Consider the following 22,038-nt stretch of genomic DNA (forward strand, 5'->3'; position numbering starts at 1 on the left):
TCAGCAAGGCTCCGGAGATGCAGCGACCTCACCGGCCTGGTCCTATGCCCAATGTGCGGGACCGCTCGGGAAGCCCTTCTTGCGGCATCACGCCTGTTGCCCCGCTCACGCTGTGCCCGTCGACCACAGACCCGGCCACCGCACGGGGCTGGCTGACCTGCACGTCCGCCGACCCGGAGGGCCCGTGCTCCAGGGCTGGCGGAGCGCTACCGCGTCGGGACCAGGGCGTGGGGCACGTCGCTGCGTTCGGCCGCACGGCCCCGCTCGCCGCGCCACATCGTCCGCGTCCGCGAACGGGAGGGCCGGCGCCACGGGCACCCGCGACCGGGCGCACGTTCACCGCCGGGCTGGCAACCGCGACGCCTTGGACGTCACGCTCGTCTTCCCGCGGCCGCCGGCCGCACCTCGTACGCCCTCTCGCTGGAGATCGTGATGGCGCTGGCCCAGAGCTTCGAAGCCCGCCGGGATCTGGTCGGCAGGCGCATCACCGTCCGCATCGCCCTGTCCGACGACTCGACAGCACAGACACCGGTCCCATCCCGCACTGAGGGGCGTGGCGTGCTGCTCATCGACGCTGAACCCCAGCATCCGCTGACCGAGCGTGGCTAGGATCATAACGGGCCGGACGGCACATCGGCGCGAGCAACCGGTCCCCGCCGTGCAGAGCGTGGTCCATGACGGTCGTCCGGCACTGACTGGCCGTAACCGCGTGCGGGGAAGGCCGTTATGTCGGACAACACTCGCGTGCACTGGGCTGTGGCCCCGGCCCCCTTCTGGCGTTGAATGCCAGCCCGCATTTCAGGGTTCGCGCTGTCGTGGCAGGCGGTCCCCCTGGACTTCCTCCCCGTTGGGCCAGGGGACACCATGAGTCATACAGGTCGCTTTCGCTCGGGCCATCGACACCATGGGCCGCGGCGGTCAGACAGTCCTGGCCAACAAGGTCGGACTGTCCGCGCCCACGGTGAAGGGCATCGCCGACCGGGGCCGTCAGATCCTCGCCGGCCGGGAGAACAGCAAGTGACCTTCGCCTCAAGCAAGGCGCCCGCCACCACCTGCGGAACTTTCGCAGGGTGGCGGGCCGGCGGCCGCTGTGTGCGACGCCGTCTGGCCCACAACAACGACACCACCCGCCGCCGAGGACTCCCCGAGACGGATCGCGACACGTTCCTCAGCATGCTCCGCTCGCGAAAGACCGTGGAGGAGGCGGCTGAGGACGCCGGCGTCACCGTACGCACCCTGGTACACCCTCAGCTGCAGCCTAGAACACGTCGACGCCCACCTGGACCAACCCGGCGGCAGATCGGCCGGGTTCGTGCGGCGGCGGACTGGCTCGAAGGAGTCCTCGACAACGGCGAGTCACCCTGGACGAGCAGCTCGTGCAGCTCCTCGAAGGCGAGGAGTGGCCGTGTCCCGGCGCCGGGAGGCCCGGCCGCTGGCCGAGCACTACGGCGACCTGGTCCGCGTCGCCCTGATGGAAGCACGCCCCGCCGGCCTGCACACCTACCAGCTCATGGCCGCCACTCGCCTGACCCGCTCGCAGGTCGGCCGCGGCATCCGGCACGTCCGCGACGTCGTCGCCGCGGAGAACCTGACCCGCTCACATGGACCCGCCCGGACGGCTACATGTTCTCCGACGACCCGCCGACTGGATCGAATACGACAAGCGCCAGTTCCGCCCGATCCTCGGCCGACTCACCCGGGTGATCACGGGCACGCTCGACCCGCACCTGGCCCGCTACCCCGACGACGAACGGGCCAAGCTCGCCACCGCCCAGCTCACCGGCGTCCGCGCCACCCTCGCCCAACTCTCCACATAGCCCTCGCCGCCGATCACCTCTGCCGAGCCCGCCATGCCCGCTGCCTCCCGTCGCCGCCGCCGCGACGCCGCACGAGATGTGTTCTGGCGTCTGCGTCTCACCCAGCCGCAGATCACCCAGGTCTGGGCCGACCGCGGCTACGCCGGCGACCTCGTGGACTGGGCCCGCGACCGCCTCTGGCTCACCCTGCGGATCGTCACCCGGCCCAAGGGCACCAAGGGCTTCGTCGTCCTGCGCCGCCGCTGGAAAGTCGAGCGCATGATCGGCTGGTGACCGTTGACCTGGCCTGACTGGTGCTTTTGGCAGCCGAACAGCACCTGTGCGAGCCTTCTGCCACTCCTCCGGAAGGGCTGACTCTGATGCTCGGCATGGTTGTCTGGGACGTCCGCTCTCGCGCTTCGACGCGCGAGCGGTAACGGCCGCCTGCCTCAACGCACACGCCTGTCCCATAGACAGGCGTGTGTTCAGCCTGCTCCTCGTCGAAGTGCTCTCCGTGCCCCTGCATGTTCGACCACGAGGAGTACGTGGTGTCCACCATCCACTGGATCGAAAACCACACCCACCAGTCCGCCCGCTGGCATTCCGAGAACGCCGCCCCTCTTCCCCAGCGAACCGTCGTCGCCGACGACCGGCTGAAGGCCAACGACGCCTACCGACAGGCGTGCGAAGGAACGGCCCTGCTCTGGCGAGGCAACTACCACAACGCCCGGCAACTCCTGCAGGCAATGGGCCGCCGCATCGACCGCAAGCCGCCCAGATCCAGCACGTCCCCGAGCGAGAACTTCCACCTGCACCGACGCAGTAGCAGTCACCGCGCCCGTGTCCTCGGAAAGCTCCTGGTGCTGTTGGACGACGACTACACCTTGACGCTGCGCCGGGCGCCCGATGTACGCCAGGCGTGTCTGGAAGCTTATGGCCCCTCAAAGGGTCCCATGGCGGTCTCTCTGCGGGAACTGTTGGGAGTGATCGGCGCTCACCAGTGGCGCCTGAAAGGGATCGAGGTGCCAGCGCTCGGGACTCGCATCCACCCCCACTACGGCGTGTTCGCACCCGTGAGAGGTGAGTACGTTGACCTGGTCGCCCACACGCCACTGCCGCCGGCGACCCGGCACAGTCCCGCCAGCAGTACGGCATTCGACCTCGGCACCGGAACGGGCGTCCTCGCTGCGGTCCTGGCCCACCGCGGCATCCAGCACGTCGTGGCCACCGACATCAGCCCACGTGCCCTGGTCTGCGCCAAGGAGAACGTCCACCGGCTAACGTTGACCGACCGTATCCAGGTGTCGGGCCCCGGCCTGTTCCCCGAAGGCCGCGCCGACCTCATCGTCTGCAACCCACCCTGGCTCCCCGCCCGTCCGACCGGCCCCATCGAACAAGGCGTCTACGACCTGGACAGCACCATGCTCCACAGCTTCCTCGCCGGACTGCCCGCCCACCTCCGACCAGGCGGGGAGGGCTGGCTCATCCTGTCCGACCTGGCAGAGCACCTGGGCCTGCGGACACGTCAGCAGCTGCTCGACGGTATCCAGGCAGCACAACTTCGCGTTGTCGACAAGGTCGACACCAAACCTCGGCACCCACGCTCCAAGGACGCTGCGGACCCACTCCACACAGCGCGAAGGGCTGAGACCACGTCGCTCTGGCGTCTGATCCCGGCACCATGACCGGCACCTGGACCACGCAACGGCATCCAGCCTCCCGGTTCACCAGGTGAGCACATCCCGTGGGTGCCTTCGCCGCGCTCACGGGATGACCAGCCGGCGGATCAAAAACACCTATTGACGGCCGAGCGGCTGCGCGAGGCACCGCCTTCGAGCAGGTGGCCGAGCGCATCGGCGCCCTGCTGGAGGGCCGGGTGCTGGTCGCCCACACCGCCCAGTTCGACTATGACTTCCTCGCCCACGAGCGGGCGCCCCATGGCCCGCTTCACCGAGCGCACGGTCACCGACCCCGACCAGCTGGAGCAGGACTTCCGCCGGGTGCGGGCCCAGGGGTACGCCTGAACCGTCGGCGAGTACGACGTCGGCATCGGCACGGTCGCCGTGCCGGTGTTTCCTCGGCTGCGCGGCCTTCGGCAGCCTCAGCCTCGGTGCCGCCAAGGAGCGCTTACAGGGGCCCGAGGACCGCCTGGAGGTGCTGCGCTGCGCCGCCCGGCTGCTGGAACGGCGCCTGACGCATCCACCGCAGCACCAGCGCCGTCCGCACTCGCCGCGTACCCCTTGACCGATCCACCCCCCGTCGACGAGGACAACCCCGTGATTCTGCTGCTCCTGTCCGACTCCACCCAGTACGGCCGCGGTTACCTGGAACACGCACTCGACACCGTGACGGCTTCCTGCCCCGCGCTGCGCGGCTGGCGTTCGTGCCGTACGCCCTCGCCGACCACGACTCCTACACCGCCAAGGTGCGCGGCGCGCTCGCCGGCGCGGGCATCGACGTGCGGGGCGTGCACGAGGGCGGCGACCCGCGGGCCCGGCTCGGCGAGGCGGACGCCGTGTTCGTCGGCGGCGGCAACTCCTTCCGGCTGCTGAGCGCCCTGAACCGGACGGGCCGGCGGGAGGCGCTGATCAAGGCGGTCGGCGGCGGGCTGCCCTACATGGGGGCAGCGCCGGTACGAACATGGCGGCGCCCTCGCTGCACACCACGAACGACATGCCGATCGTCGAGCCCCAGTCCTTCAAGGCACTGGGATTGGTCCCCTCCAGATCGACCCGCACTACCTCGACCCGGACCCCGCCTCGACGCACAAGGGCGAGACCCGCGAGGAACGGCTGACGGAGTTCCTGGAGGAGAACGACGTGCCCGTGCTCGGGCTGCGTGAGGGTTCCTGGCTGCGGGTGGACGGCGACCGCGCCGTGATCGGGGGCGAGCGGGACGCCCGGCTGTTCGGGCGGGGCGCGGAGACCCGCGAGATCGCGGTCGGTTCGGCCGAACTGCTGCGGGTGACGGCCGCGTTCGGCACGCGGGCGTTGGCACGCCGACGCCGGAGAACCGCTCGGCGGCCTCCGGCGTCGCACCCGTCGGGTGCGTCAGCGCTTGATCTCCTTGATCTTCAGCATGCGCGTGATGACCTTGTCCAGCTCCTCGTCCTCGAAGACCTTCTTCCAGTCCTCGCGCACGATCGACTCACGGCCGTAGTCCATGGCGATCAGGCAGGCGTCCGAGAACGGGTTCGAGCCCTTGAGGGTGTTGGCCAAGGCGACCTGTGTGTGGCCGAGCAGCATCGCGCGGGCGGCCTTCTCGGGGACGCCGACGGTGTGGACCGTCTCGTGCAGGGCCTCGGTCAGCAGGGCGCCGACCATGCAGGCGATGGTCTCGACGAGGGTGGGCTCCAGCACGGCGAGCTGCTTGACGGTGACCCAGTGGACGTCGACGACCGGCGCGTACATCACGCGGATGACGGACTCGGCCAGCTCCTGCTTGGCGTCGTCCCCGCCCTCGTAGGCGGCGACGACCTCCTGCGGGGCGGCGATGCCGCCGAAGGTGTCCTGCCACTCCTCCTTGGTGGTGCGCTCCAGGAACACCGAGGGGTGGCAGGGGTGGGCGCAGGCGTAGTGGATGTCCTCGCGGGCGAAGAGCAGGCCCGCGTACGCGGCGGCCGGGTCGAGGGTGAGGACGACGGTGCCGGGCTTCATCAGCGGCACCAGTTCCTCGGAGACCTTGCCGAGGACGACGTCCGGCACGGCGAGGATGACGACGTCGGCCTCGGCGGCGGCGTCCTTCGACTCGGTCAGTTCGCGGCCGAGGTCGCGGATCAGCTCCTGGCCCTTGGGCGACGCCTCGCTGAAGAGGACCCGGAAGTCGCTGCCGACCAGGTTGTTGGAGACGCGCTGGCCCATCTTGCCGGCGGCCCCGATGACGGCGACGGTCTTCACGTCGGCCTGGATCTGGATCTCGGTGGCCATTACTTGCTCCTCAGGAGGGTGTTGATGCTGTGCTGCGTCCACTGGTGTTCGAGCCGGGCGGTGGCGTCGTAGCCCTCCTCCTGCCACGGGAGCCAGTGCTCCACGATCTGGTTGATGCCGCGCTCGGCCGGACGGACGGCGGCGATCATGCCGTCGTGGTCGAGGAGGCCCTCGCCGAGCGGGCAGCCGGTGTAGGTGAAACCGACCCAGCCGTCGCGGCGGCTGAAGGCGAAGTCCTTGACGTGGATGTTGACCACGTACGGCGCGGTGGCGGCCACCACGTCCACGGGGCGCTCCAGCCGGGCGACGCTGTTGCCCGGGTCCAGGACGATGCCGAGGTGCGGGTCGTCCACGGCGCGCACGACGCTCACCAGGTCGTCGGTGGCGACCTGCTCGTAGGTCTCCAGGCCGAGGGTGACGCCGGCGTCGGCGTAGCGCGGCACCGCCTCCTTGAGAAGGGCGACCGCCTCGGCGGTGTCGGGCCGGTGGTCGGCCGTGTTGAGCATGGAGCGGACCAGGGTGACACCCAGTTCGCCAGCCGTGTCGAGGTACTGCAGCAGGTGCTCGGGGCGGATGCCGCGGGTGCCGAGTTCCAGGGTCAGGCCGAGGTCGTCGGCGGTGGCGCGGACGTCGGCGAGCCGCGCGCGGTCGTAGGACTCGACCGGGGCGTAGTCGCAGATCTGGAAGACCTCGCCGCCGAGTGCCGCCGTGTCCCGGAGCATCGCGGGCAGGGGCATCGGCTCGGGCGCCCGGTCGGAGATCCGCCAGAAGTACGCGTAGGTGCTGATGCCGTACGCCATCACGCCACCGCCGCCGGGGCCGGGGTGCGGATCTCGTCGAGTATCGCCTCGACGCCCGCCGGGTCGTGGGCGAACCGGCCGAGGAACAGCCCTTCGGCGGTTCCGTTCAGTCGGGTGAGGAGGCCGGGGCCCGCGCTGCCGCCGTAGATGACGGTGGAGCCGGCGTGCCGCGGGCGGGTGTCCAGCCAGTCGCGCAGGGCGGTGCACACGGTCGCGATGTGTTCGGCGGAGGCGGGCTCGGGGGCTCCGATGGCCCACTGGGGTTCGTAGGCGAGGACGACGGCGCCGTCCAGGCCGTGCAGCAGGCGTTCGGCCTCCGCGACCGTGCGGGTGGCGGCCTCGGCCGCATCGGCCCGGTCCCGTTCGCCGACGCACAGGACCGGGGTGAGGCCGTTGCGCAAGGTGGCGGCGGTCTTGGCCGCGATGACGGTGTCGCCCTCGCCGTACAGGCGGCGGCGCTCGGCGTGGCCGACCTCGGCGTAGTGGCAGCCGATCTCCTTGAGGAGGGGGCCGCCGACCTCGCCGGTGTAGGGGCCGGTGTCCTCCGTGGCGATGTCCTGGGCGCCGAGGGCGACGCCGTACGGGGCGAGGATGCCGGCGGCCGGGACCAGGGTCGGGAAGGCCGGGAGGACGAACAGGCGGGCGGCGCCGGAGGTGACGGCGGGGTGACGGTCGGCCAGGGCGGCGATCTTGCGGGCCCAGTTGAGGGTCTGGTGGTGGCCGAAGTACATCTTCAGGCTCACCCCCAGCAGGACGGGTGACGAGGGTGCCGGGGTGGACATCAGGCGGCTGCCCCGTCGCCCGCGGCGGACTCGTAGTCGCACATCAGCTGGACCTTGGCCGCCGACGCCGAACTCTCGTCGAAGCGGTAGGTGAGCCATTCGGCGGCCAGGCGGCGGGCCAGTTCGAGGCCGACGACGCGCTGGCCGAAGGTGAGGATCTGCGCGTTGTTGGAGAGGATCGCCCGCTCCACGGAGAAGGAGTCGTGGGCGGTGACCGCGCGGATGCCCTTGACCTTGTTGGCGGCGATGGCCACGCCGAGCCCGGTGCCGCACACCAGCAGGGCGCGGTCGGCCTCGCCGCGGGCGACCATCTCGGCGGCGGCGATGGCGACCTTCGGGTAGGCGGTGTGCCCGTCGGCGTCGACGCCGACGTCGGTGACCTCGGCGACCAGAGCACTGTTCGCCAGGTCCTGCTTGAGGGCTTCCTTGTACTGGTAACCGGCGTCGTCGGACCCGACGACGATGCGGAGCTTGTCGGTCATCTCGGTCTTCCTCAGTGGTGGTCGTGGAGGTGGTCTTCGTGCGGGCGGTCGTCGAGTGCGTGGTCGTCGTGGGGGCCGTCCAGCAGGGCGCCGTAGACCGCGCGGGTGATCAGGGCGAGGGAGTGGGCGCCCGCGTCGGGCGTGCCGAGGGACTTCTCGGCGTGCGGGCGGGCCCGGCCCTTGCGGGGCAGCAGCCCGGCAGTGGCGGCGGCCGCCTCGGTGGCGGCGGTGGCGGCACGGTCCCAGGCCTCGGTGAGGGCCAGCCCGCCGGCCACGGCGTCGGCCAGCGTGTCGGCGAAGGGCACGAGGACGTCGACCATGGTCTTGTCGCCGACCTCGGCCCCGCCGAGCCGGCGTACCGCGGCGGAGGCCTCCGTCACCCCGGCGGCCACGCGGGACGCGTCCGGCGCGTCCTGGTCGCCGAGGGCGGTGCCGAGGGAGCGCAGGACGGTGCCCCACAGGGCGCCCGAGGTGCCGCCGGCCCGGTCGGCCCAGGCGTCGGCAGCGTGGGCCAGGACGGTGCCGGCGCCCGCGCCGAGCGCCTGTGCCCGGGCGGCGGCCGTGCGGGCGGCGGCGGAGCCCCGCTGCATGCCGATGCCGTGGTCGCCGTCGCCGGCCACAGCGTCGATGCGGCCCAGTTCGTCGACGTGCGTGCCGACGATCGCGGCCACCGCCTCAAGGGCGGCCAGGACGGTGACGGCGGCGTGCCGGGAGGGCTCGGATGCGGCGGGCACGGCGGTGTCCGCGGCGTGATCGTCCAAGGGCTCCCGGGCATCCGGAACGGGTGCGTCGAGGGCGCCCTTGCGGAAGGCGGGCGTGTCGGCCGGGGCACGCCACAGCTCCGCCAGGTCCTCGTCCAGCCAGGTGAGGGTGAGGGAGACTCCGGCCATGTCGAAGCTGGTGACGAGTTCGCCGACCTCCGGGTCGACGATCTCCACGCCGGCCTCGTCGAGGAGGGCGGCGACCTTGCGGTAGACGACGAAGAGTTCCTCGTACTTGACCGAGCCGAGGCCGTTGAGGATGACGGCGGCGCGCTGTCCCGCGGGTTCGTCGACGTCCTCGGGCAGTTCCTCGAGCAGCGTGTCGACCAGCAGCAGGGCCGCCCCGTCGGCGGTCGGCAGGGGCTCCTCACCGATGCCGGGCTCCCCGTGGATGCCGAGGCCGACGGCCATGCGGGCCTCGGGGACCGTGAACAGGGGGTGGTCGGCGCCGGGCAGGGTGCAGCCGGAGAAGGCGATGCCGAAGGAGCGGGTGCGGGCGCCCGCCCGTTCGGCGACGCGCAGTACGTCGTCCAGGGCGAGGCCCTGCTCGGCCGCGGCGGCCGCCGCCTTGAAGACGGGGAGGTCACCGGCGATGCCGCGCCGCTCGGCGGACTCGTGGGGGGCGGCGCTGGAGATGTCGTCGGCGACGGCGAAGGTCCGGGTCTCGATCCCGTCGGCGGCGAGCCGCTCGGCGGCCTGGCCGAAGTGCAGGACGTCTCCGGCGTAGTTGCCGTACATCAGCAGCACCCCGGCGCCGCCGTGGGCGGCCCTGGCGACCGAGCGGATCTGCTCGGCGGAGGGCGAGGCGAAGACGTTGCCCACCGCGGCCCCGTGCGCCAGGCCCCGGCCGACCAGTCCGGAGAATGCCGGGTAGTGTCCCGAGCCGCCGCCGATCACCACGGCGACCTGCCCGGCCGGGGTGGCCGTCGCCCGCACCACGCCACCCGTGACGGGCCGTACCCAGCGCCGGTGCGCAGCGGCGAAGCCTTCCAGCGCCTCGTCGGCGAAGGCGGCGGGATCGTTGAACAGGCGGGTCATCGAAGGGCCTCCATGGCCTGGTGCTCGGGGTCGGGGGCCGGTGCGTCGGTGCGGTCGCGGGCGGCGAGCCGGATCATCAGGGCTGCGGACAGCAGCATGAAGAAGCCGACGAGGTAGAGCGGTACGTAGTAGCCGCCCGTCCAGTCCTTGAGCCAGCCGGTGATGTAGCTGGAGGCGAATCCGGCGATGTTCCCGGCGGTGTTGATCAGGGCGATGCCCGCCGCGGCGGCGGCTCCGGTCAGGAACCGGGAGGGCACGGACCAGAAGACCGGCAGGGCGGCGAAGACGGCGCACGCGGTCACGGTGATCACGGCGACCGTGGCGGTCGGCGAACCCATGTAGAGGGCGAGGGGGATGGACACACCGCCGACCACGGCCGGGCCGGCGACGTGCCAGGTGCGCGTGCCGTGGCGGGTCGCGTGCCGGGTCCAGAAGAAGAGGACGACGGCGGCGGGCAGGTACGGGATGGCCGTGATCCAGGCCTTGTCCATCACGCTGAACGTGGTGTCGTACTGCTCTTGGAAGCCGTTGATGATGGTCGGCAGGAAGAAGGCGAGTGCGTACAGCCCGTAGACGAAGCCGAAGTAGACCGCGGCGAGGGTCCACACCCGGCCGCTGCCGAAGGCCTTCTTCAGGTCGCCCTTGGCGTGCTTGCTCTCGTGGCCCGTCTTCTGGGCGTTCTCGGCGGCAAGCTCGGCGGTCAGCCAGTCGCGTTCGGCCGGGGTGAGCCACTTGGCGTCGCCGGGCTTGTCGATCAGGTAGAACCAGGCGACGACGCCCAGAACGATCGCGGGCAGCGAGACGAACAGGAACATCACGCGCCAGCCCTCGAGACCGAACAGGCCGTGGCGGCCGATCAGCCAGCCCGCCAGCGGGGCGCCGAACACGGTGGTCAGCGGCTGGGCGAGGTAGAACAGGCCGAGGATTTTGGTGCGGTGGCGGGAGGGCACCCACTGGCTGAGGAACAGGATCGCGCCGGGGAAGAAGCCGGCCTCCGCGACGCCGAGCAGGAAGCGCAGGGTGTAGAGCTGGCCGCTGCTGCTGACCCACGTGAACAACAGGGAGACGATGCCCCAGGTCACCATGATCCGGGCCAGCCAGCGGCGGGCCCCGAAGCGGTGCAGGGCCATGTTGCTGGGGACCTCGAGCACGATGTAGCCGAGGAAGAAGATCCCGGACGCGAAGCCGAACTGGGCGGCGGTGAGGGCGAGGTCCTGGCCCATGCCGTTCGGTTCGGCGAACGAGACGGCGGTGCGGTCCAGGTAGTTCACGAAGAACATCAGCGCCACGAACGGGACGAGGCGGACTGAGACCTTCTTGACGGCAGTTCTCTCGACTGCCGCGGATGGCGCTTGGGCACCCATGGGCGACTCCTCGGCTCGCCCGGACAGCTCTGTCCGGGGTGGGTCGTGCCCGGCGTTCCGTCACAAAGGGGACGGCCGGCCGGTTCGCCCTCACGCTATGCCTCGGATTCAAATTGGTCACCAATTTACCAGTGTGGCGACGATCATAGATTCACCGACAGCCGGCCTCTTGACAAACCACGGCCGAGCCAGGGGTGAACTGCCTGCTCAGCCAGGTGAGTAGGGCATCTGGTTGACTGGTGACCGTGACCAGTCAGCCTGATCAGCAGAGCTCCGCCGCAGCGCCCGACCTCGCGCAGCTGCTGCGCCCCGTGGTGCGCGAGTCGTCCGTCAGCGAGGTCGCCAAGCGGCTTCTCGACCACCTCTCGGCCGGAGACATCCGGCCCGGTACGCGGCTGCCCGCCGAGCGGCAGCTGGCCGAGGCGCTGGGCGTCGCACGCTCCAGTGTGCGCGGCGCGCTCTCCGCGCTGGACGTCCTGGGCATCATCGAGATCCGGCCGGGCTCCGGCTCCTACGTGCGCGAGGGCACCTCGGAGTTCCTGCCCCGGGCGATCAACTGGGGGCTGATGTTGGGCCAGCGGCGCACCCAGGACCTCGTCGAGGTACGCACGTACATGGAGGGGGTCTCGGCGCGGCTCGCGGCGGAGCGGGCGACCGACCAGGACGTGGTGCGGCTGGAGGAGCACCTCCAGCACATGCGCGACGCGGGCGGTGACGTCCCGGCCTTCATCGACGCCGACATCGCCTTCCACCTGGAGACGGCCCGCATCGCGGGCAACAGCGTCCTCAGCGACATCCTGCACAGCATCCGGGCGCTGCTCCAGGTGTGGATGGAGCGCGTGAGCGACATCGAGGGCACCGTCAGCGGCACGCTGTGCGAGCACGACGCGGTGCTCCAGGCGATCCGCGCACGTGACCCGGAGGCCGCGGACCGCGCGATGGCCGAGCACATGCGGATGGCCAGCGCCCGGCTGCGCGCCTCCGTGACCGGCGACGCCTGACCCGTCCGCCCCACCGGCCCCTCCAGTGGCCCGCCGCCCACCATGCGGCGTTCAGCTCACCGTCAGCACACGGTCAACGCCCGTGAGCACCGTGAGCCGCGCACGGTGAACTTCCCGCTCCTGGAGGGCAGATGAGCACGACGGAACAGCACGAGAACCCGGGCAGACGCACGGTGCTGAGAGCGGCCGTGGCCGGCTCGGTGGCCGCGGCGGCGACCGGAACCGTGGCAGCGGTACCCGCGCAGGCCGCGGAGGTGTCCGGCGGACGGCGCTTCGACACCGACAGCCCGCGCTTCACGCTGGCCGTCCTGCCGGACACGCAGTACCTGTTCGACGCGGACAGCACCGACCCCGCTCCCTTGCGGGAGACCTTCCGCTACCTGGTGGCCGACCGGTCCGAGGCCAACATCGCCTTCATGACCCACCTCGGCGACGTCACCGAGCACGGCACCGAGGACGAGATCCGCCGCGCCGCCCAGACCTTCCGCACACTGCACGGCAAGGTGCCCTACAGCGTTCTGGCGGGCAACCACGACATCCCGTCGTCGACGGACGACCAGCGCGGCGACTCCGCCTACCTGCGGGAGTTCGGGCCCGGGCGCTACGCCTCGATGCCGACCTTCAAGGGTGCCTCGCCCGACGGCTACAACAGCTACCACGTCGTGCGTGCCGCGGGCCGCGACTGGCTGGTCCTCGCGCTGGACTGGAGGATCAGCGACAAGGGCACGGTATGGGCGCAGGGCGTGCTCGACGCGCACCCGACCCTGCCCGCCGTGCTCACCACGCACGACCTCGCCTTCGCGGACGACGAGGGCTCGGCCCGGCTCTCCGGCAACGGACAGCGGCTGTGGGACGGTCTGATCCGCGGCAACGACCAGATCTTCCTGGCGCTCGGCGGACACTACTGGCCGCCCGGCCGTACGGTCCTGCGCAACGACGCCGACAACGATGTCCACATCCACATCACCAACTACCAGGACCGCTACTACGGCGGCGCCGGCATGATCCGCACCTACGGGTTCGACGTCGTGCGCGGGGTGATCGACGTGGAGACGTTCGCACCCTGGTTCCTGTCCCGCGATCCCGCCCGGCGGACCCCGCTGGAGGCCGAGACGGTCGAACTGACCGGCGCCGCTGACCGGTTCAGCCTGAGCATCGACTTCGACGACCGCTTCCGCGGCTTCTCCCCCGTCGTGCCGCCGAAGCCGCGGCCCGCCTCGGCCGTGATGCCGCGCGGCACCGTCGCCTACTGGCGGTTCGACGCCTCCGGCATGACGACCGCCCCGGACGGCGGCCCGGTCGCGGACGGTTCCGTCGTGCGCGACCTCTCCGGTCACGGCAACGACCTCACCGTCGGCCGTCTGCACTCCAGCGGCCCCGAGGCCCTCACCTGGTCACCGGACCACCATCCAGGCCAGCCCTCGCACGCCAGCCTCCGGTTCGACGGCGGCAAGGGTCCGGATCGGGGCGCCGTCCTCCGTACCGGCCGACGAGCTCCGCTGAACAGCGAGAAGTTCCTGCGCGGGTACACCATCGAGACGTTCGTACGGCTCCCCGCGCCGTTCGAGGGTGATCACAGCTGGATGGGCATCCTCAGCTGGGAGGGACGCAACGGAGACGCGGGCAAGACCACCGGCTGGTCCCCGCTGGAACCGACGTGCAGCCTCAACCTGTCACCGGAGAGGTTCCTCCAGTTCGTCGTCTACCCGCACCGCCAGGACGCGGACCCCACGTCCTGGAGCCACGCCGTGCCGGTGGGCCGCTGGATGCACGTCGCCGTCGTGAACGACGGCCGCCGCACCGTCGTGTACGTGGACGGCTCGAAGATCGCCCGCAATCCGACGGCGCCCTCTACCGGCATCGCCACCCTCGGCAAGCCCTTCGTCCTGGGTGCCACCCAGTTCGACGGGGAGTTCGGCCAGGGCTTCTACGGCTGGATCGGCGACACCCGCATCGTCGACCGGCCGCTGCGGACCCGGGACTTCCTCACCCCGTTCGACTGACACCGGCGTCCGGGGCGGGAGACGACTCGCCCGCGCGGGACGCACCGAGCGGCCCGCGCGGCCTGTCGGGCCCGGCGGGTCGCCAATAGCCTGAGTCCGTAAGGCAGTTGTCGACCGAGGAGCCCCATGTCCACCGCCCAGCAGGTCCCCGACATCCTCTCCCCCGAGTTCGCGGCGGATCCCTACCCCGCCTACCGGGTGATGCGCGAGAGCGCGCCGCTCATCCTGCACGAGGCCACCCAGAGCTGGATCGTGTCGCGCTACGAGGACGTGGAGCGCGTCTTCAAGGACCTCGCCGGGCAGTTCACCACGGAGAACTACGACTGGCAGATCGAGCCGGTGCACGGCAGGACGATCCTCCAGCTGAGCGGGCGCGAGCACGCGGTCCGGCGGGCACTGGTCGCCCCGGCCTTCCGCGGCGCCGAGCTGCAGGAGAAGTTCCTGCCGGTCATCGAGCGCAACTCCCGTGAACTCATCGACGCCTTCCGGCACACCGGCCGCGCCGACCTGGTCACCGACTACGCGACCCGGTTGCCCGTCAACGTCATCGCGGACATGCTGGGCCTGGACAAGGCCGACCACGACCGCTTCCATGGCTGGTACACGACGGTCATCGCCTTCCTCGGCAACCTCTCCGGCGACCCCGAGGTGGCGGCGGCGGGGGCGCGCACCCGGGTGGAGTTCGCCGAGTACATGTTCCCGATCATCCGGGAGCGCCGGGAGAACCCCGGTGACGACCTGCTGTCCACCTTGTGCGCCGCCGAGGTCGACGGCGTGCGGATGAGTGACGAGGACATCAAGGCGTTCTGCAGTCTGCTGCTCGCGGCGGGCGGCGAGACCACCGACAAGGCCATAGCGAGCATCTTCGCCAACCTGCTGGCCCATCCGGAGCAGTTGGCGGCCGTGCGCGAGGACCGCAGCCTGATCCCCCGTGCCTTCGCCGAGACGCTGCGCTACACGCCGCCCGTCCACATGATCATGCGGCAGACGGCGACCGAGGTGGAGCTGAGCGGCGGGACCGTACCGGCGGGCGCCACCGTCACCTGTCTGATAGGCGCGGCCAACCGGGACGAGAACCGCTACCGCGATCCGGACCGTTTCGACATCCTCCGCGACGACCTGACCACCACGACCGCGTTCTCGGCCGCCGCCGACCACCTCGCGTTCGCCCTCGGGCGGCACTTCTGCGTGGGGGCACTGCTGGCGAAGGCCGAGGTCGTCACCGGCGTCGGTCAGTTGCTGGACGCCATGCCCGACCTGCGGCCGGCCGACGGGTTCGACCTGGTGGAGCGGGGGGTCTTCACCCGGGGTCCGCAGTCGCTGCCGGTGCGGTTCACGCCCGCCGCGGCCTGAGCGAGCGTCGCCCGGCCGTCGGGGGACCACGGGCGTGAAGAGCGCCGGCTGGGACGTCAGTCCACGCATCCAGATGGAGGACCGCCAGGTCAGCTCGTCGGGGTCCACCGCGAATACCAGGTCGGGGAGGCGTCCCAACAGGGATTCGACCGCCGTGCGGGCCATGACGTCGGCGAGCAGCGGTGCCGGGTACGGGCACCGGTGCTCACCGTCGCTGAAACGACAGGTGCGCGGAGTCCTCGGCGCCGACGTGCGCCTCGGGGCCACAACTGCGGGTCGGTGTTGGCCACGGCCAGGCCCAGGACGAGGCAGTCGCCGGCCCGGATCGGCCGGCCGCCGAGCTGGGTGTCGTTCACGGCCCAGCGGCCGATGGAGTTCTGCGTGGGCGTCTCCAGCCACAGCACCTCGTCCGGCGCCTCGCCGACGCTGAGCCGGCCGCCCGAGACGTTGAGGGCGAAGCGTTCGTCGGTGAGCAGCAGGCTGAAGGTGTTGCCGATCCAGTTGGCGGTGGGCTGCTGGGCGGCGACGACGGAGATCAGGTCCTGGACCGTCTCCTCGTCGGTCAGCCCGCCGGGTGGGTCAGTATCCGCGAGGTGACGTCGGGTCCGGGCCGCTCCCGCGTCCGGCGCACCAGCCGGTGGATGCGCTCGCCCACCCTCGCGCAGGCCGCGACCGGGTCGTCGCCCTCCGCCGCGTCGAGGGAGACGCGCAGGTCCTCGACGAGCTGCCGGGTGCCGTCGCCGCTGTGCGGCATGCCGCACATGCGCACGGCGGCACGCATCGGCAGGGCGTGGGCGTGGTCCCGCATGAGCTCCCGGCCGCTGCCGGCAAAGGGCCGCATACGCCTGCCCAAGGAGCCCCGGCCGAGTTCCGCCACCGGCAGCGGCCCGGCGCCGCGCCGCCGGCTGCGGGTGGTCCTGGCCGCCCTCGTCCTCGGGGCCGCCGTCGTCGCCGCCGTCGCGCTGGGCGGTGGCGGGAAGTCCGCCGACCGCCCCGCCACCACTTCGGCCTCGGACGCGCCGTCCGCCGCCCCGCCCGCCGATCCCGCGCTGCTTTCGCTCGCCCGCCGGGGCGCCGGCGCCCCGTACGCCGCGGGGAAGCCGGACGCGCCCGTCGTGATGATCGAGTAGCTGCCGGGTGTGGAGACCGAGTTCGCCTGGGAGCAGCGCATGTCAGGGCTCGGGGACGGGGTCTCCGACCGTGCGCTGCTGGGTGTGCTCGCCCTGGTCGTGGCCGCGGGGGCGCGCTGGTCGTCGTGGTGCGCGGGGTGCGGGGGGCCGCGGCGCGGCGGGCCGGAGCGTCAGGCCGTCGTTCCGGCCGCCGCTCCGGGGCAGCGGGGGGCGCATGTTTCGTGGGGCCCCGCTGTCGCCTCGGGCATGAGCGTCGGGCGCTGACCAACCGACGTGACGAGCCGCTGGGGCTCGGCACCCGGCCTGCCAACACCGTCTGGGTGACTGTGGGATGCGGCCGGGCGGGACAGCGGATCGGATGGGTGCCATGCGCAAACCCATAGCCGTGGCGTCCCGCCACTCACGCCGCCTGCTCGCGTCGGGCGTCCTCCTCGCTTCCCAGTCACTCCTCCTGACCCTGTCCGCTGTCCCCGCGTCGGCCGACGGGACGGGCGTGACACCCGTCCGCGGCACCGCCCACATGGGCATGGGCGTCCTGGCCCACGAGGGCGTCCAAGGCGTGCCCGCCGGTACGCGGGCCGCCCAGACCGAGGGCGTCGACGTCTCCAGCCATCAGGGCAACGTCGCCTGGTCCACCCTCTGGAACAGCGGGGTGAAGTGGGCCTATGTGAAGGCCACCGAGGGCACGTCCTACCGGAACCCCTACTACTCCCAGCAGTACGGCGGTTCGTACGACACCGGCATGATCCGCGGCGCGTACCACTTCGGGATCCCCGACGGCGCCGGCGGTGCCGCACAGGCGGACTACTTCGTCGACCACGGCGGCGGCTGGTCCAAGGACGGCCGCACGCTGCCTGGCGTGCTGGACATCGAGTACAACCCGTACGGCGCCACCTGCTACGGCAGGACGGCGAGTCAGATGGTCGACTGGATCGGCGACTTCCTCGACCGCTACAAGCAGCGCACCGGCCGTCACGCCGCCATCTACACCTCCACCAACTGGTGGAAGCAGTGCACCGGGAACTACAGCGGTTTCGGCGACACCAACCCGCTGTGGGTCGCCCGGTACGCCTCGAGCGTGGGCGAGCTCCCGGCCGGGTGGGACTTCCACACGATGTGGCAGTACACCTCGTCGGGGCCGACCGTCGGGGACCACAACAAGTTCAACGGGGCGCTCGACCGCGTCAAGGCACTGGCCAACGGCTGACGTCGTACGCCGGCCGCCGGTCCCGCCGGCCGGCGACCGGCGGCCGGCGGCCGGCTCGGCTCAGCGGTCGGAGAGGGAGTCCAGGATGTCGGCGACCTGCTCCCGCACCACGTCCCGGGCCGCGGAACGCAGTGCGCCGATGTCCGTGCGCTCCAGTGCGCCGAGCACCTGATCGGCGCCCTCGTCGCACGAAGCGGACTCGCTGAGCACTTCGTAGCCGTCGCGGACGGCCACCCGGAGGTGGTGCCGGCCCTCGTCGTCGGCGTGCACGGCGGTGGCGACCACCAGGGGCGGCGGGCCGCCGGCCTCGGCGGGCACCTTCCGGTAGCCGCTGGTCGCCGGCGTGCGCCAGCGCAGACCGAGCAGCAGGTGACGCTTGGCCACGACCTCCGCCAGGTCGGTCTCGTAGGCCCGGTCCGGCCCCAGGACCGTGGGTCGGGCGTCCAGCACCAGGGCGGCGGGCAGCAGGCAGCGCAGGCTGCTGCCGACGATGTTGCCGCCGACCGTGGCGGTCCGGCGTACGGCTCCGGTGCCCACCGTGCCGGCTGCCCGGCGCAACACCTCGGGCACGCGGTCGTCGATGCGGTGCAGAACCACGGCGGCCCCCAGCGCCTCGGGCTCGATCACGGTCGCCTCCGGCAGGTCGCGCAGCGACATGGCCAGCGCGGGGAAGCCGTCCCGTTGCCAGTCGGCCCACACGAGGGTGGCCCCGCCGATGGGCACCGCTCCCTCCGCCATGCACTCCTGCACTTCGGACACGGTTGTGGGCAGATGCAACAGCATGGCGATCGACCTGCTTTCCCCGGCGGGCGGCGGTACGACGACGCCGCGTCCCCGCCGCGTGATCACGGCCACTGCGCATTGTCCGTACCGCCGCGGGGGCGCGTACAGGGCTCACTCACCGGCTATGTGCGCCCTCTGCGCCCCGGAGCACCACGGGGGCGCCGGGCATGCACGACGAGTCCCGGACGTCGCGGTCCGGCCGGACCGCCCGACGCCGGCGGTCACAGCCGCGTGGCCAGGAAGTGCAGCAGCGCGGCGTTGAAGCGCTCGGGTTGTTCGACACCGGGGAGGTGGCCTGCCCGGTCGATCACGACCAGGGTGGAGTGCGGGACGAGACGCTGGATGGCCTCGGCCTCCGGCACGGGGGTGTAGACGTCGTCCGCGCCGACCACGATCAGGACCGGTGCCTCCACGGAGGCCAGGACGTCCCGGTAGTCGGGGCGTTCGGCCCGGCCGCGCAGCGCCGCGGCGGCACCCTCGGGGTCGGTGGCGCACATCGCCTTCAGGACGCGGGCGGCCACGTCCGGCATGGCGGTGACGTTGTAGGCGGCGAGCATCTTGTCGATGACCTCGTGCGCGTAACCGTCCATGCCCTCGGCGAGGAGCCGGTCGGCAAGCCGGTTGCGGAACGACCTGCCCTCCGGGGTCTCCGCGGGTGCCGAGGTGTCGGACAGGACGAGCGCCCGTACCCGCTCCGGGTGGCGCAGCTGGAACTCCATGGTGATCTGGCCGCCCATGGATACGCCGCCGACCACCGCGTGCTCGATGCCCAAGTGGTCGAGGAGCGCGGCGAGGTCGTCGGCGAAGTCGGCGAGCAGTACCTTGCCGGGGGTCACACTGCTGCGGCCGTAGCCGCGCAGGTCCGGGGTGACCACCCGGTATCCGGCCGCCGTCAGGGGCATCACCTGGGGCGCCCACAGGGTGCGGTCGAAGGGATGCCCGTGGATCAGCAGGAGCGGTAGCCCCGTCGAGGGGCCGAAGTCGTCGTACTCGATCGTGGCGCCGCGCACGGCTGTGGAGTTCATTCCAGGCACTCTATTCGCGGGCGCGACCGGCAGGGGGCCGGCGCGTGGGGACGTCTCAAGGGGCGAGCAGTGCGCGGGCCAACTCCGCCCGCAGCAGTTCCCCTTCCTTGTGGACCAGCCCGGGTACCTGTGCGTTCCACTGTTCGGCGGCACCGTCCAATGCCTCGGCGAAGGCCCGGTGCGCGCGGCGTCCCACCACGGCCATCACGACGGGAAGGAGGGGACGCGCGAAGGAACGGCCCCTGAGGCGCGCCTTCACGGTCACCCGCCAGCGCCCGTCCGGAGCCGGTCGCGGCACGGCCGTCACGGTGGCGCGGGCGAGTGCGTGCGTCCCGGTCCCGCTCAGCGGCGCGCGGGACGGGCGGCCGCGTCCGGACGCCGACGGCCACCAGTCGCCGAGGTCCAGGTGCAGGCGTCCGGTGCCGCCGAGGTACCTCGGCCCCTTGCCCCCGCTCGTCCGCAGCGTTGCCGCCAGCCACGCCTCGCGCGGCCGGGCCACGCTCCTGATGCCGAGCACGCAGACCAGCCGGGCGCGGTGGGCCGGATCGTCGTCCTGCGTGACGATCTCGAATGCCGTCTCGCGGCGGCGGTCCCAGGCGAGCACCGTGACCGTCGGGTCGGTCTCCGGCCGGCCGTCCTCCGCGCCGGTGGCCCGGTAGCGAGCGCCCGGTCGCAGATGGCGCCCCTGGTCCAGGACCAGATCGGGCAGCAGGCGTCCGTCGGGCAGCCGCAGCAGCGCTCCGTCGGCCTCAGTGCCTTCGGCGAGGTCGTGGAGCATGCCGAGGCACGACTCCAGCCAGCGGCGGGGCACGGGGGCGAGCGTCACGGTGTGCTGGAAGCGGGCCATGCGGTCAGGATGGCCGCCCGGGAGCGCCGGGTCACGGGCTCCACCGGGCAGGGAGAGGCCCGGGCCGGCTGCCGGTTTCCGACGGGGCGGTGGCGGCCCGTGGCGCGGCGGGGTGCCCGCGGGGCTTCCGGCTCGCCCTTCCGGTGCCGGCCCCGACGGAACACCGACCGCCCATGGCTCGGCCGGGTGCCGCGTCAGCCGGGACCGACGCGCGCGGCGTGCCCCGTGTCCCGGCCGGTCCCGGGGCGTCGTGCGACGAAGACGAACTCCCTGCCCGGGCGGTCGGGGGCGTCCCGCACCTCCTCCAGCACGAATCCCCGGGCGTCGAGGTCGGCCTCGACCTCGTGCCGCTCGCGGAAGCGCAACGTCGAGTCGGAGGTCAGCACTTCGCCGTCCGAGGCGAAGACGTACGTCCAGCGGAAGCTCACCAGCGGCCACCGCACCTCCGTCAGCGCGCACCAGCTCTCCACCGCGCCGACGCCGGGGATCTCCGTGACTCGCCACGTCCGCTCGCGGTTCCACTCCTCCCAGGCGCGCCGGGCCGGGTCCCGGGTCTCGAACACCAGGTGTCCTCCGGGCCGCAGTGCCTCGTGGGCACCGCGCAGCGTTCCGTGCCACGCCCGCGTCCCGGTGATGGCCTGCGCGACGTTCGCCGTCATGGTCGCGAGGTCGGCCCGCAGCCCCGGGAGCGAGGTCGCGTCGCCCTCGATCCACCGCACCCGGTCACCGCCCGCCTTGCGCGCCACCGCGAGGGACGCGCCCGCGGGGTCGACGCCGACGACCTCCATGCCGCGGTCGGCCAGCAGCAGGGCGAACACCCCTGTGCCACAGCCGATGTCCAGCACCCGCCGCGCCCCGAACTCCTCCGCCATGCGCAGGTACGGGAGCAGGTCGCCGCGATCGGGGTCGAGGGCGTCGTGGATCGCCGCGAGCCGCGGATGCCGGAAGCACTCGTCAGCCATGCGGCCGACGGTAGCCGAAGTGCGGCCCGGCGGGGACGGGCGCGGCGCACCGGGTCACCCGGCCCGTCCCCGCCTCGGTCCGTCACGCGGCGGTGGTCACCGGCACGGGGCGCTCCGCGTCGTTCAGCCACTCGATGAGGGAGGTACGGGCGCGGGCGACCCGTGAGCGCACCGTCCCTATCGGGCACGCGCTGACATCGGCCGCCTCCGCGTACGGCAGCCCGAGCAGCTGGGTGAGGACGAACGCCTCGCGCCGCTCGTCGGGGAGTGTGGCCAGCAGGTCGGCGAGGGCGATGCCGTCCTCGAAGCCGGGCAGACCGCGCGGCTGGGTGCGTTCGGCGGCCGACTCCCAGTCGTCCGTGGCCGCCGGCCGCGGCCGGGAGGAGTTGTAGCGGATGTTGTCGACCACCGCGCGGCGGGCGATGGAGAGCAGCCAGGTGCGGGCCGAGGACCGTCCCTCGAAGCGGTGCAGGCTGGCGAGGGCCCGCAGGAACGTGTCCTGGGTGAGGTCGTCGGCGCTCTGCGGGTCGGCGCCGAGGAACGTCACGTAGTGGTGGACGTCCCGGTGCAGTGCGCGCACGAAGTGCTCGACCGCGTCGGGGTCGCCGGCGCCCGCGGCGAGCGCCCAGGCCGTGATGGACGCCTCCTCGGCGTCCGTGTCCGGCTGCCGGCGTGAAGGGGGCAGGGCAGGAGTGATCACCTGTGTCCGTCCTTGTCGGGATCGGGAGTCCGGCCTCCGGGCGGGCTCGCCCGTGCGGGACGGGCAGGCGGCACGGAA

General features: G+C 72.2%; 21 protein-coding genes and 4 pseudogenes. 13 read left to right on the forward strand and 12 right to left on the reverse strand.

The window, feature by feature from the left end; translation table 11 throughout:
- Nucleotides 1-432: 432 nt before the first annotated feature.
- The 7 genes and pseudogenes from IE142_RS36480 to IE142_RS37630 all read left to right on the forward strand — a co-directional run.
- Nucleotides 433-609 (forward strand): hypothetical protein, encoded by a 177-nt coding sequence (locus tag IE142_RS36480; protein ID WP_229830307.1) that lies wholly within the window; start codon nucleotides 433-435, stop codon nucleotides 607-609.
- A gap of 992 nt (nucleotides 610-1,601) precedes the next feature.
- Nucleotides 1,602-1,817 carry a hypothetical protein gene (locus IE142_RS09010; protein WP_229830309.1) on the forward strand — a complete coding sequence of 72 codons (216 nt, stop codon included), beginning with the start codon at nucleotides 1,602-1,604 and terminating at the stop codon, nucleotides 1,815-1,817.
- Nucleotides 1,818-1,850: 33 nt separating this feature from the next.
- Complete coding sequence (locus tag IE142_RS09015; protein WP_191885202.1) at nucleotides 1,851-2,090, forward strand: transposase; 240 nt, start codon at nucleotides 1,851-1,853, stop codon at nucleotides 2,088-2,090.
- Nucleotides 2,091-2,320: 230 nt separating this feature from the next.
- Nucleotides 2,321-3,481, forward strand: coding sequence for a methyltransferase (locus tag IE142_RS09020; protein ID WP_229830311.1), 1,161 nt, complete (start codon nucleotides 2,321-2,323; stop codon nucleotides 3,479-3,481).
- A gap of 108 nt (nucleotides 3,482-3,589) precedes the next feature.
- A pseudogene (locus tag IE142_RS38730) lies at nucleotides 3,590-3,729 on the forward strand (exonuclease domain-containing protein); the annotation flags it as partial.
- Nucleotides 3,725-4,040, forward strand: a pseudogene (locus tag IE142_RS09030) (IclR family transcriptional regulator domain-containing protein); the annotation flags it as partial. The pseudogenes IE142_RS38730 and IE142_RS09030, both read left to right, overlap by 5 nt.
- Before the next feature lie 181 nt (nucleotides 4,041-4,221).
- Nucleotides 4,222-4,615 (forward strand): annotated as a pseudogene (locus IE142_RS37630) (Type 1 glutamine amidotransferase-like domain-containing protein); the annotation flags it as partial.
- Nucleotides 4,616-4,846: 231 nt separating this feature from the next.
- Here the strand turns inward: IE142_RS37630 and IE142_RS09040 are convergent.
- From IE142_RS09040 to IE142_RS09065, 6 genes are read right to left on the reverse strand one after another with little or no spacing between them, the layout of a single operon-like run.
- Nucleotides 4,847-5,722, reverse strand: a complete 876-nt coding sequence (locus tag IE142_RS09040; protein WP_191885204.1) for a phosphogluconate dehydrogenase C-terminal domain-containing protein — start codon at nucleotides 5,720-5,722, stop codon at nucleotides 4,847-4,849.
- A complete protein-coding gene (locus IE142_RS09045) occupies nucleotides 5,722-6,522 on the reverse strand; it encodes a sugar phosphate isomerase/epimerase family protein (protein ID WP_191885205.1) in 801 nt (266 codons plus the stop codon). The genes IE142_RS09040 and IE142_RS09045 overlap by 1 nt, the downstream gene beginning before the upstream one ends.
- On the reverse strand, nucleotides 6,522-7,304 hold the full coding sequence (locus IE142_RS09050) for a triose-phosphate isomerase (protein ID WP_191885206.1): 783 nt from the start codon (nucleotides 7,302-7,304) through the stop codon (nucleotides 6,522-6,524). Before IE142_RS09050 ends, IE142_RS09045 begins: the two co-directional genes overlap by 1 nt.
- Nucleotides 7,304-7,786: a ribose-5-phosphate isomerase gene (locus tag IE142_RS09055; protein WP_100048607.1), complete on the reverse strand. Its 483-nt coding sequence runs from the start codon at nucleotides 7,784-7,786 to the stop codon at nucleotides 7,304-7,306. Before IE142_RS09055 ends, IE142_RS09050 begins: the two co-directional genes overlap by 1 nt.
- A gap of 11 nt (nucleotides 7,787-7,797) precedes the next feature.
- Nucleotides 7,798-9,585 carry a dihydroxyacetone kinase family protein gene (locus IE142_RS09060; protein WP_191885207.1) on the reverse strand — a complete coding sequence of 596 codons (1,788 nt, stop codon included), beginning with the start codon at nucleotides 9,583-9,585 and terminating at the stop codon, nucleotides 7,798-7,800.
- A complete protein-coding gene (locus tag IE142_RS09065; RefSeq protein ID WP_191885208.1) occupies nucleotides 9,582-10,949 on the reverse strand; it encodes an MFS transporter in 1,368 nt (455 codons plus the stop codon). Before IE142_RS09065 ends, IE142_RS09060 begins: the two co-directional genes overlap by 4 nt.
- 239 nt (nucleotides 10,950-11,188) lie before the next feature.
- On the opposite strand from IE142_RS09065, the gene IE142_RS09070 reads away from it, so the two are divergent.
- The 3 genes from IE142_RS09070 to IE142_RS09080 all read left to right on the forward strand — a co-directional run bounded on the left by IE142_RS09070 (nucleotide 11,189) and on the right by IE142_RS09080 (nucleotide 15,306).
- The gene (locus IE142_RS09070) at nucleotides 11,189-11,950 is read left to right on the forward strand and encodes a FadR/GntR family transcriptional regulator (protein WP_191885209.1); all 762 of its coding nucleotides are present in this window, start codon (nucleotides 11,189-11,191) and stop codon (nucleotides 11,948-11,950) included.
- 131 nt (nucleotides 11,951-12,081) lie between these two features.
- Nucleotides 12,082-13,953 carry a LamG-like jellyroll fold domain-containing protein gene (locus IE142_RS09075; protein ID WP_191885210.1) on the forward strand — a complete coding sequence of 624 codons (1,872 nt, stop codon included), beginning with the start codon at nucleotides 12,082-12,084 and terminating at the stop codon, nucleotides 13,951-13,953.
- A gap of 126 nt (nucleotides 13,954-14,079) precedes the next feature.
- Nucleotides 14,080-15,306 (forward strand): cytochrome P450, encoded by a 1,227-nt coding sequence (locus IE142_RS09080; protein ID WP_191885211.1) that lies wholly within the window; start codon nucleotides 14,080-14,082, stop codon nucleotides 15,304-15,306.
- A gap of 24 nt (nucleotides 15,307-15,330) precedes the next feature.
- Here the strand turns inward: IE142_RS09080 and IE142_RS09085 are convergent.
- A pseudogene (locus IE142_RS09085) lies at nucleotides 15,331-16,144 on the reverse strand (cytochrome P450 family protein); the annotation flags it as partial.
- Between IE142_RS09085 and IE142_RS09090 the strand changes: the two are divergent.
- From IE142_RS09090 to IE142_RS09100, 3 genes are all read left to right on the forward strand, one after another.
- Nucleotides 16,113-16,436 (forward strand): hypothetical protein, encoded by a 324-nt coding sequence (locus IE142_RS09090; RefSeq protein ID WP_191885523.1) that lies wholly within the window; start codon nucleotides 16,113-16,115, stop codon nucleotides 16,434-16,436. The pseudogene IE142_RS09085 and the gene IE142_RS09090 sit on opposite strands and share 32 nt — an antisense overlap.
- A 9-nt stretch (nucleotides 16,437-16,445) precedes the next feature.
- Nucleotides 16,446-16,700: a hypothetical protein gene (locus IE142_RS09095; RefSeq protein WP_191885212.1), complete on the forward strand. Its 255-nt coding sequence runs from the start codon at nucleotides 16,446-16,448 to the stop codon at nucleotides 16,698-16,700.
- Nucleotides 16,701-16,803: 103 nt separating this feature from the next.
- Nucleotides 16,804-17,643: a lysozyme gene (locus tag IE142_RS09100; protein ID WP_191885213.1), complete on the forward strand. Its 840-nt coding sequence runs from the start codon at nucleotides 16,804-16,806 to the stop codon at nucleotides 17,641-17,643.
- Between the two features lie 60 nt (nucleotides 17,644-17,703).
- Here IE142_RS09100 and IE142_RS09105 read toward each other — a convergent pair whose 3' ends face one another.
- The 5 genes from IE142_RS09105 to IE142_RS09125 all read right to left on the reverse strand — a co-directional run bounded on the left by IE142_RS09105 (nucleotide 17,704) and on the right by IE142_RS09125 (nucleotide 21,960).
- Complete coding sequence (locus IE142_RS09105) at nucleotides 17,704-18,426, reverse strand: FAD binding domain-containing protein (protein WP_191885503.1); 723 nt, start codon at nucleotides 18,424-18,426, stop codon at nucleotides 17,704-17,706.
- A 221-nt stretch (nucleotides 18,427-18,647) separates the two neighbouring features.
- On the reverse strand, nucleotides 18,648-19,451 hold the full coding sequence (locus IE142_RS09110; protein ID WP_191885214.1) for an alpha/beta fold hydrolase: 804 nt from the start codon (nucleotides 19,449-19,451) through the stop codon (nucleotides 18,648-18,650).
- Between the two features lie 55 nt (nucleotides 19,452-19,506).
- Nucleotides 19,507-20,298: a hypothetical protein gene (locus tag IE142_RS09115; RefSeq protein WP_191885215.1), complete on the reverse strand. Its 792-nt coding sequence runs from the start codon at nucleotides 20,296-20,298 to the stop codon at nucleotides 19,507-19,509.
- A 194-nt stretch (nucleotides 20,299-20,492) separates the two neighbouring features.
- A complete protein-coding gene (locus IE142_RS09120; RefSeq protein WP_191885216.1) occupies nucleotides 20,493-21,260 on the reverse strand; it encodes a class I SAM-dependent methyltransferase in 768 nt (255 codons plus the stop codon).
- A gap of 82 nt (nucleotides 21,261-21,342) precedes the next feature.
- Nucleotides 21,343-21,960: a sigma-70 family RNA polymerase sigma factor gene (locus IE142_RS09125; RefSeq protein WP_191885217.1), complete on the reverse strand. Its 618-nt coding sequence runs from the start codon at nucleotides 21,958-21,960 to the stop codon at nucleotides 21,343-21,345.
- Nucleotides 21,961-22,038 lie beyond the last annotated feature (78 nt).

The sequence above is a fragment of the Streptomyces mutabilis genome, assembly GCF_014649815.1.
In the GTDB taxonomy this organism is placed as follows: Bacteria; Actinomycetota; Actinomycetes; order Streptomycetales; family Streptomycetaceae; genus Streptomyces; species Streptomyces mutabilis.

Coding starts and splice junctions, on each gene's coding strand:
- IE142_RS36480 (WP_229830307.1), top strand. CDS start 433: ATGGCGCTGGCCCAGAGCTTCGAAGCCCGCCGGGATCTGGTCGGCAGG.
- IE142_RS09010 (WP_229830309.1), top strand. CDS start 1,602: ATGGACCCGCCCGGACGGCTACATGTTCTCCGACGACCCGCCGACTGG.
- IE142_RS09015 (WP_191885202.1), top strand. CDS start 1,851: ATGCCCGCTGCCTCCCGTCGCCGCCGCCGCGACGCCGCACGAGATGTG.
- IE142_RS09020 (WP_229830311.1), top strand. CDS start 2,321: ATGTTCGACCACGAGGAGTACGTGGTGTCCACCATCCACTGGATCGAA.
- IE142_RS09040 (WP_191885204.1), bottom strand. CDS start 5,722: ATGGCCACCGAGATCCAGATCCAGGCCGACGTGAAGACCGTCGCCGTC.
- IE142_RS09045 (WP_191885205.1), bottom strand. CDS start 6,522: ATGGCGTACGGCATCAGCACCTACGCGTACTTCTGGCGGATCTCCGAC.
- IE142_RS09050 (WP_191885206.1), bottom strand. CDS start 7,304: ATGTCCACCCCGGCACCCTCGTCACCCGTCCTGCTGGGGGTGAGCCTG.
- IE142_RS09055 (WP_100048607.1), bottom strand. CDS start 7,786: ATGACCGACAAGCTCCGCATCGTCGTCGGGTCCGACGACGCCGGTTAC.
- IE142_RS09060 (WP_191885207.1), bottom strand. CDS start 9,585: ATGACCCGCCTGTTCAACGATCCCGCCGCCTTCGCCGACGAGGCGCTG.
- IE142_RS09065 (WP_191885208.1), bottom strand. CDS start 10,949: ATGGGTGCCCAAGCGCCATCCGCGGCAGTCGAGAGAACTGCCGTCAAG.
- IE142_RS09075 (WP_191885210.1), top strand. CDS start 12,082: ATGAGCACGACGGAACAGCACGAGAACCCGGGCAGACGCACGGTGCTG.
- IE142_RS09080 (WP_191885211.1), top strand. CDS start 14,080: ATGTCCACCGCCCAGCAGGTCCCCGACATCCTCTCCCCCGAGTTCGCG.
- IE142_RS09090 (WP_191885523.1), top strand. CDS start 16,113: ATGAGCTCCCGGCCGCTGCCGGCAAAGGGCCGCATACGCCTGCCCAAG.
- IE142_RS09100 (WP_191885213.1), top strand. CDS start 16,804: ATGCGCAAACCCATAGCCGTGGCGTCCCGCCACTCACGCCGCCTGCTC.
- IE142_RS09105 (WP_191885503.1), bottom strand. CDS start 18,426: ATGCTGTTGCATCTGCCCACAACCGTGTCCGAAGTGCAGGAGTGCATG.
- IE142_RS09110 (WP_191885214.1), bottom strand. CDS start 19,451: ATGAACTCCACAGCCGTGCGCGGCGCCACGATCGAGTACGACGACTTC.
- IE142_RS09115 (WP_191885215.1), bottom strand. CDS start 20,298: ATGGCCCGCTTCCAGCACACCGTGACGCTCGCCCCCGTGCCCCGCCGC.
- IE142_RS09120 (WP_191885216.1), bottom strand. CDS start 21,260: ATGGCTGACGAGTGCTTCCGGCATCCGCGGCTCGCGGCGATCCACGAC.